Source organism: Inquilinus sp. OTU3971 (assembly GCF_038440215.1).
The window spans coordinates 1-7135 of sequence record NZ_JASATH010000278.1; the positions used below are offsets into that span (position 1 = coordinate 1).

Below are 7135 nucleotides of genomic sequence, written 5' to 3' on the forward strand. Positions count from 1 at the left end.
CACTAACGCAGATCTCATGCCATGGGGATGGATGGCGCGGAGGAGGGAAAGTGAAGACGATTCTTCTCGGTGCGGCGGCGCTGGCTGGCCGGCGCCGCGCCGGCATCGGCCGCGGACCCGAGCGTGACCTCCGGTCTTCAGCTGAAGATCAGCGGCTTCATCGGCTGGCAGTCCACGCTGGTGCTCAGCGACAGCCAGCACGACGACTTCGACCGCGACTATGACTTCCAGACCAATGCTCGCTTGATCTTCGACGTCAAGAACGTCACCGATACCGGCCTCGAATACGGCGGCCGCATCCGTTTCGATTCGGTCAACCGCCGTGACGACGTCAACATCACCCGCCTCTACACCTATCTGAAGGGCGGCTTCGGCACCCTGACCTTCGGCGACGCGCCGACCGTCGCCGACGACATCGGCTATGTCTATGTCCATGACGAGCTGGTCGGCGACATGGGCGCCGGCGCCATGAATTTCGGCGAGCTGCTGGACGGCGACTTCCCGGTGGGCGGCGGCAATTTCTACTCGATCAACGCGACCTATCTTGCCGGCCTGACCAACCAGGACACCCGGATCAAATACACCTCGCCGACCTTCGACGGATTCAGCTTCGCCGTCGACTTCACGCCCGTTGTCGGCGGCGCGGACCATGCCGGGAACGGTGGCCGCAACGACCTGTTCGACGACGACGAGACCTATTACGAGAACGTCGTCACCGGGGGCGTCAACTACGAGGACACGTTTGGCGACTGGTCGGTCCGCGGGGCGGCCACGGCGGCCTACGGCGCCGGCATCCAGACATCGGCGTCCGGCGCCAACCCGGGCGGCCACGACCTCGAGGTCTACACGCTCGGCGGCCAGGTCGGCTACCAGGGCATCTGGGCCAGCGTGAACTGGACCCACAACGAGCAGCTCGCGGCCTCGGACAAGCCGGTCGACACCATCATCGGCGACGTCAGCTATCGGTGGGGGGACTATCTGGCGTCGCTGTCCTACGCCTACACCTGGGCCGAGAAGAACAACGGCCTGGAGTCCGAATACACCAGCGGCGAGGACCTGAAGGACAACCACATCGTCGGCGCTAACGTGACCTACACGCTGGCTCCCGGCCTCAACACCTATGCCCAGGTCATCTACGAGAAGCAGAACTTCCGACAGGGCGCGGATTTCGAGAACGCCAACCTGATCACCGGCATCATCCTCGGCTTCTGACCCCGGCGTCAGGTCGCGAGCGGAACGTGCGGCGCAGCCGTCCGCGGCAGCAGGCCGGTCAGGCGCGGGTCGGGCTTGCGCACCACCCGCTGGGCATAGGGCACGAAACCGGCGCGCTGGTAGTGGGCCAGGGCCTTCGGATGATCCAGGGTGCAGGTGTCGACCGTCATCCGCCGGATCGGCCGCGCCCAGGCCAGGTCGATCAGCGACCACAGCAGGAACGGCCCCAGCCGGCGGCCGATGAATTCGGGGATCAGCCCGAAATAGGCGAGGTCGGTGGCGTCGCCGTCGGCCTGGAACAGCTCGCCGAAACCGGCCGGCACGCCGTCGATATAGAGCACGTACATGCCGGTGCGCTCGTCGTTCAGCCGCTCGGCCAGCCGGTCGTCATCCCATTCCCGCCGGTCGGTCCACAGCCAGTTGGCCCCGACCGTGTCGTAGAGATAGCGGTAGAAGGACACGGTCGCCGGCTCGGCCCGCATCAACAGGTGCCGGGCCAGAGGCGGGGGTGGGGGCGTGCGCGCCGGCCTGGCCGTCATCTCCAGCTGGGTGACGGTGACCGTCAGCTCCGGCACGGCCTTGGCGTTCACGACCGCCTCCGGGCAGGGCCGGTCTCGACCGGCGTGTCCCCCGGCATGCCCCATTCGGCCCAGGATCCGTCATACACCGCCGCATCCTCCCGCCCGATCCGGTGCAGGCCCAAGGCCAGGACGCAGGCGGTGATGCCGCTGCCGCAGCTCGTGGTCACCGGACCGCTCTCCGGCAGGCCGGCGGCGGCGAAGCGCGCAGCGATTGCGTCCGGCGGCAGCAGGGTCCTGGTCGCCGGGTCCAGCAGCTCGCCGAAGGGCAGGTTGAGTGCGCCCGGGATGTGGCCGCCGCGCAGGCCCGGCCGCGGCTCCGGCGCCGTGCCCTCGAAGCGCTCGCGCGCCCGGGCGTCGATCACGGTGCCCACCGTGCCGGCCAGGACCTCCGCCTTGCTGCGCACCAGCGCTGGCCGCGGATGCGGGGTGAAGCGCGCCGGGGCGGGTGTCGGCACGCCGCTCTCCAGCGGCCGGCCTTCGGCCTTCCAGGCCGGCAGCCCGCCATCCAGCACCGCCACGCCGTCATGGCCGAAGGCGCGCAGCATCCACCAGGCGCGGGCCGCGCTCATCAGCCCGTGCACGTCGTAGCAGACGACGAAGCTGTCATTGCCGATGCCCAGCGCCGCCATCCGCTCGGCGAACAGCCCGGGCGGCGGCAGCATGTGCGGCAGCCCGCCCGGCGCCTTGCTCTCCGGCGCCGCGATGTCGTCGACGTCGAAGAACACCGCGCCCGGGATGTGGGCCTCGGTGAACTCCGCCGCGGCGTCGCGGTTGGTGCCCGGCAGATGGTAGGTGGCGTCGACGATGCGGACATCCGGATCGTCGAGATGGTCGGCCAGCCAGGAGGTCGAGACGATGGTGTTCATGCTTCGCCTGCGAAGGTGATGACGACCCGGCGGTTCTGCTTGCCCTTGTTCTCGATCTTGGCGATCGCCAGGGGGCCGATCTCCGCCGTGTTGCGGACATGGGTGCCGCCGCAGGGCTGCAGGTCGATCGGGGTGGCGGCGTCGCCGATCCGCACCAGCCGCACCCGGCCGAGGCCGCTCGGCGGCTTGACCGACATGGTCCGCACCAACTCGGGCCGCGCCGCCATCTCCTCGTCGGTGATCCACTCGGTCCCGATCGGCAGGGCGGCCGCGACCAGCTCGTTCAGCCGGGCGGTGATCGCCGCGGCATCCAGGGCGTCGCCCGGCAGGTTGAAGTCGAGGCGGCTGCGCTCGGCGCCGATCTGGCCGCCGGTGACGTCGCCGGGCACGGCGACGCACAGCAGATGCAGGGCGGTGTGCATCCGCATGTGGCGGTAGCGCCGCTCCCAGTCCAGCGCCAGCTCGACCGGCGTGCCGGGGGCGGGCAGGGCGGCGCCGTCAGCCGCGACATGGCGGATCTCGTCAGGGGTCGCGCCCTTGCGGGTCTCGGCCACCGCGATCTCGCCGCCGGCCCAGCGGATCGCGCCGGTGTCGCCCGGCTGGCCGCCGGCGGTGGCGTAGAACAGGGTCCGGTCCAGGACGATGCCCTCCGGCGCCGCGTCGACCACGGTGGCCGTCGTCTCGCGGGCATAGGCGTCGTCGCGGAACAGCAGGTCGGTCATGCGCTGGTCCCCAGCCAGTCGGGTTCCGGCAATCCCTTCTCGCGCAGGAATTGCGGGTTGTAGAGCTTGGACTGATAGCGGCTGCCGTGATCGGCCAGGATGGTGACGATGGTGTGGCCCGGCCCCATCCGGCGCGCCATCTTCACTGCGCCGGCCAGGTTGATGCCGGTCGACCCGCCCAGCAGCAGCCCTTCGTCCCGGGCCAGTCCGAACAGGATCCGAAGTGCTTCCTCGTCGGTCGCCTGCTGCGCCCAGTCGAGCGGCATGCCCTCGAGATTCTTGGTCACCCGGCCCTGGCCAATGCCCTCAGTGATCGAGCTGCCTTCGGCCTTCAGCTCGCCATGCTCGTACCAGTTGTACAGCGCCGCCCCCAGCGGGTCGGTCAGGGCGATCCGCACCTTCGGGTCGCGCTCCTTCAGCGCCAGGGCGACGCCGGCCAGCGTGCCGCCGGTGCCGACGGCGCAGGTGAAGCCGTCGACCTTGCCGCCGGTCTGCTCCCAGATCTCCGGCCCGGTGGTGTGGTAATGGCCGTCGCGGTTGGCGACGTTGTCGAACTGGTTGGCCCAGATCGCGCCGTTCGGCTCGGTCTGGGCCAGCTCGGCGGCCAGGCGCTCGGAATAGCGGACATAGTTGTTCGGGTCCTTGTAGGGCACCGCGTCGACCTCGACCAGCCGGGCGCCGGCCAGGCGGATCGCGTCCTTCTTCTCCTGGCTCTGGGTCCGCGGCAGCACGATGACGCTGCGGTAGCCCAGCGCCCGGCCGACCAGCGCCAGGCCGATGCCGGTGTTGCCGGCCGTGCCCTCGACGATGGTGCCGCCGGGCCGCAGCGTGCCGCGCGCCTCGGCGTCGCGGATGATCGCCAGCGCCGCCCGGTCCTTGACCGAGCCGCCGGGGTTCAGGAACTCCGCCTTGCCCAGGATCTCGCAGCCCGTCTCCTCCGACAGGCGGGCAAGGCGGATCAGCGGCGTGTTGCCGATCGCGCCGACGAAGCCGTCGACGATCTGGCGGGAAGGCGTGTCGCTCATGCTCGGTCCCAATTCTCGGCTCGGGGCGTCCCCATCGACCTTAGAGGGCGCTATTCGTGGCTTCAAGCGGTGCCCAGCGGCGGCGCAATGACTCGCGGTTCAGCGCGAACCATTGCAGCGCGATCAGGGTGATGGCGTTCTGGATCCGGCCCTCCGCCAGCAGCGCCAGGGCCTCGTCCGCCGCCATCGGCAGGATGCGGATGTCCTCCTGCTCGGTTGCCAGCCCGTGCAGGCTGCGCTCGGCCGGCGCCGCGATCCGGCCGCAGAACAGGCTGACCCATTCGTTGAAGCCGCCGGGGCTGGTGGCGAACTCGCCGACCGGCAGCAGCTCGGCGACGGCGAGGCCGGTCTCCTCCTGCGTCTCGCGGGCGGCGGAATGCTCGGGCGACTCGCCGGCGTCGATCAGCCCGGCCGGAATCTCGACCATCCAGGCCGGCCGGTCGGCGATCCAGGCGCCCAGCCGGAACTGCTCCACCAGCACCACCCGGTCGGCGACCGGGTCGTAGGGCAGCAGGGCGACGGCCGGCCGGCGCAGCACCAGCTCGCGCGTCAGCGGGTCGGTCCAGCCGCCGTCGAAGCGGCGGTGGCGCAGCTGCAGCCGGTCCAGCCGGAAGAAGCCGGCATACTCCGTCTGCCGCTCGATCAGTTCGACGTCGGCGTCATTGTCGAAGGCCACTCTCATACACTCCATACGGGCTCGGCCGACGATAGCGGCGCCGTTGCGCGGACGCCACGACGCTCCACGCCGCGGGCTCGGGATTAAGGTTTGACGCCGCGGCGGAACGATCGCGATACTTCCAATCGGACCCCGGCGGGCTGCGATGTCGCGGACGAACGCTTCGCCGTCGCCAGGGGAAACAACGGGATCGCCCACGGGCCGTCTAATGGCCTTGTTGCGGGCCGAGGCTTCAGAAACGCAAGAAAGCGTCGCCCCACAGGGTGGTTCCAAGCGTCTCGACAGGGAGAGCCTGATGGACATCAAGGATCTGGGTAAGGTTCACGTCGCGATTCCGAAGCTGGCCGAGGATCTGCGCGACGGGAGGCTCGACCGGCGCGAGTTCCTGCGCACCTCGGTGCTGCTCGGCCTGGCGATCCCGACCGCCTATTCCGTGGCTTCGGTGCTGACCGGCGAGCCGATCATGCCGCAGGCGGTGGCGCAGGAGACGCCGCGCAAGGGCGGCACGCTGCGGATGGGCATGTTCGTGATGGATGCCAGCGACCCGGCGATCTACGACTGGTCGGAGAAGGGTAATTCCGCGCGGCAGCTGATCGAGCCGCTGGTGCGGATCGGCACCGACAACCTCTCGCACCCGCACCTCGCCGAGAAATGGACGGCGAATGACGACGTCACGGTGTGGACGCTGTCGCTGCGCAAGGGCGTGAAGTGGAGCAACGGCGACGACTTCAACGCCGACGACGTGATCAAGACCTTCGAGCGCTGGCTCGACAGCAAGACCGGCTCCTCCAACCAGGGCCGCTTCAATGGCCTGACGGTGAAAGAGGGTGAGACCGTCAAGATGGCGCCGAACGCGCTGGAGCGGGTGGACGACCACACGGTGCGGTTCAACTTCGCCAGCGCCATGCTTTCCTTCCCCGAGAGCCTCGGCGACTATCCGGCGCTGATCACCCATCGCGACTTCGCCACCAAGCACGAAGCCAACCTGATCAAGAACCCGATCGGCACCGGCCCCTTCACCCTGAAGGAATACGTGGTCGGCCAGCGCGCGGTGTACACCAAGAAGGCCGATTACTGGGGCGGCGAGCCTTATGTCGACGAGCTGCAGTTCATCGACCTCGGCGCCGACCCGGCGGCAGAGCTGGCGGCCCTATCCTCCGGCCAGGTCGACCTCCTGTACAAGCTCGACCCCAACCTGCTGCCCGGCTACCAGGCCAACCCGCAGTTCAAGGTCTATGAGAAGGAGACGGCGATTACCGGCGTCGCCCGCATGCGGGTGACCGAGAAGCCGTTCGACGACAAGCGGGTGCGCCAGGCGATCCAGGCCTGCGTCGATCACGACAAGCTGACGCAGCTGGCCTATCAAGGGCTGGGCACGCCGGGCGAGGACTTCCACGTCGCACCGATCCATCCCGAATACACCAAGCTCGGGGCGATCCCACAGGACTACGAGAGAGCCAAGAAGCTGCTGGCCGATGCCGGCCATCCGAACGGCCTCGACATCGAGATCAACTGCGTCGACGACCCGAAATGGGAAGGCCAGATCGGCGTGGTGCTGTCCGAGATGGTGAAGCCGGCCGGCATCAACCTGAAGGTCAACATCCTGCCCGGCGGCACCTATTGGGACCGCTGGACCTCCTGGCCGTTCAGCGTGACGCAGTGGACCACCCGGCCGCTCGGCGTCCAGGTCCTCGCCCTGGCCTACCGCACCGGCGTGTCCTGGAACGAGACCGGCTACGCCAACCCGGAATTCGACAAGCTGCTCGACCAGGCGCAGGCCACGGTCGACGTGGCGAAGCGCAAGGAGCTGGTGAAGAAGATCGAGCAGATCGTCCAGGAAGACGCCATCACCATCATCCCGTTCTGGTCGAAGATCTACACCGCCAGCACGGACAAGGTGCAGGGCTTCGCCTACCACTTCGCCCGCGAGATGTATCTCGACAAGGTGTGGCTGTCGGCGTGACGACTTCACTCCAGGATAAGCGCGTGACTCGTGCCGGGGCTTTCAAACGGACACCGGCCAAGCCTTATGAGTCCCCCCTCCCCTTGCGGG

At 68.8% G+C, this 7135-nt stretch carries 7 protein-coding genes; 2 read left to right on the forward strand and 5 right to left on the reverse strand.

Annotated features, from left to right (window positions below; genetic code table 11):
• The first annotated feature begins 69 nt into the window (after nt 1–69).
• On the forward strand, nt 70–1212 hold the full coding sequence (locus AAHM41_RS37560) for a porin (protein ID WP_342241748.1): 1143 nt from the start codon (nt 70–72) through the stop codon (nt 1210–1212).
• An 8-nt stretch (nt 1213–1220) separates the two neighbouring features.
• Here AAHM41_RS37560 and AAHM41_RS37565 read toward each other — a convergent pair whose 3' ends face one another.
• Genes AAHM41_RS37565 through AAHM41_RS37585 form a run of 5 tightly spaced genes read right to left on the reverse strand, consistent with a single transcriptional unit; the run spans nt 1221 to nt 5082 of the window.
• Nucleotides 1221–1802 carry a GNAT family N-acetyltransferase gene (locus AAHM41_RS37565; protein ID WP_342241749.1) on the reverse strand — a complete coding sequence of 194 codons (582 nt, stop codon included), beginning with the start codon at nt 1800–1802 and terminating at the stop codon, nt 1221–1223.
• Nucleotides 1799–2659, reverse strand: coding sequence for a 3-mercaptopyruvate sulfurtransferase (sseA, locus tag AAHM41_RS37570; protein WP_342241750.1), 861 nt, complete (start codon nt 2657–2659; stop codon nt 1799–1801). The genes AAHM41_RS37565 and sseA overlap by 4 nt, the downstream gene beginning before the upstream one ends.
• Nucleotides 2656–3381, reverse strand: coding sequence for an alanyl-tRNA editing protein (locus tag AAHM41_RS37575; RefSeq protein WP_342241751.1), 726 nt, complete (start codon nt 3379–3381; stop codon nt 2656–2658). The genes sseA and AAHM41_RS37575 overlap by 4 nt, the downstream gene beginning before the upstream one ends.
• Nucleotides 3378–4406, reverse strand: coding sequence for a cysteine synthase A (locus AAHM41_RS37580; protein WP_342241752.1), 1029 nt, complete (start codon nt 4404–4406; stop codon nt 3378–3380). Before AAHM41_RS37580 ends, AAHM41_RS37575 begins: the two co-directional genes overlap by 4 nt.
• 40 nt (nt 4407–4446) lie before the next feature.
• Entirely contained in the window at nt 4447–5082 is a 636-nt protein-coding gene (locus AAHM41_RS37585) for an NUDIX domain-containing protein (RefSeq protein ID WP_342241753.1), read from the reverse strand.
• Nucleotides 5083–5377: 295 nt separating this feature from the next.
• On the opposite strand from AAHM41_RS37585, the gene AAHM41_RS37590 reads away from it, so the two are divergent.
• Entirely contained in the window at nt 5378–7045 is a 1668-nt protein-coding gene (locus AAHM41_RS37590; protein WP_342241754.1) for an ABC transporter substrate-binding protein, read from the forward strand.
• The last annotated feature ends 90 nt before the right edge of the window (nt 7046–7135 follow it).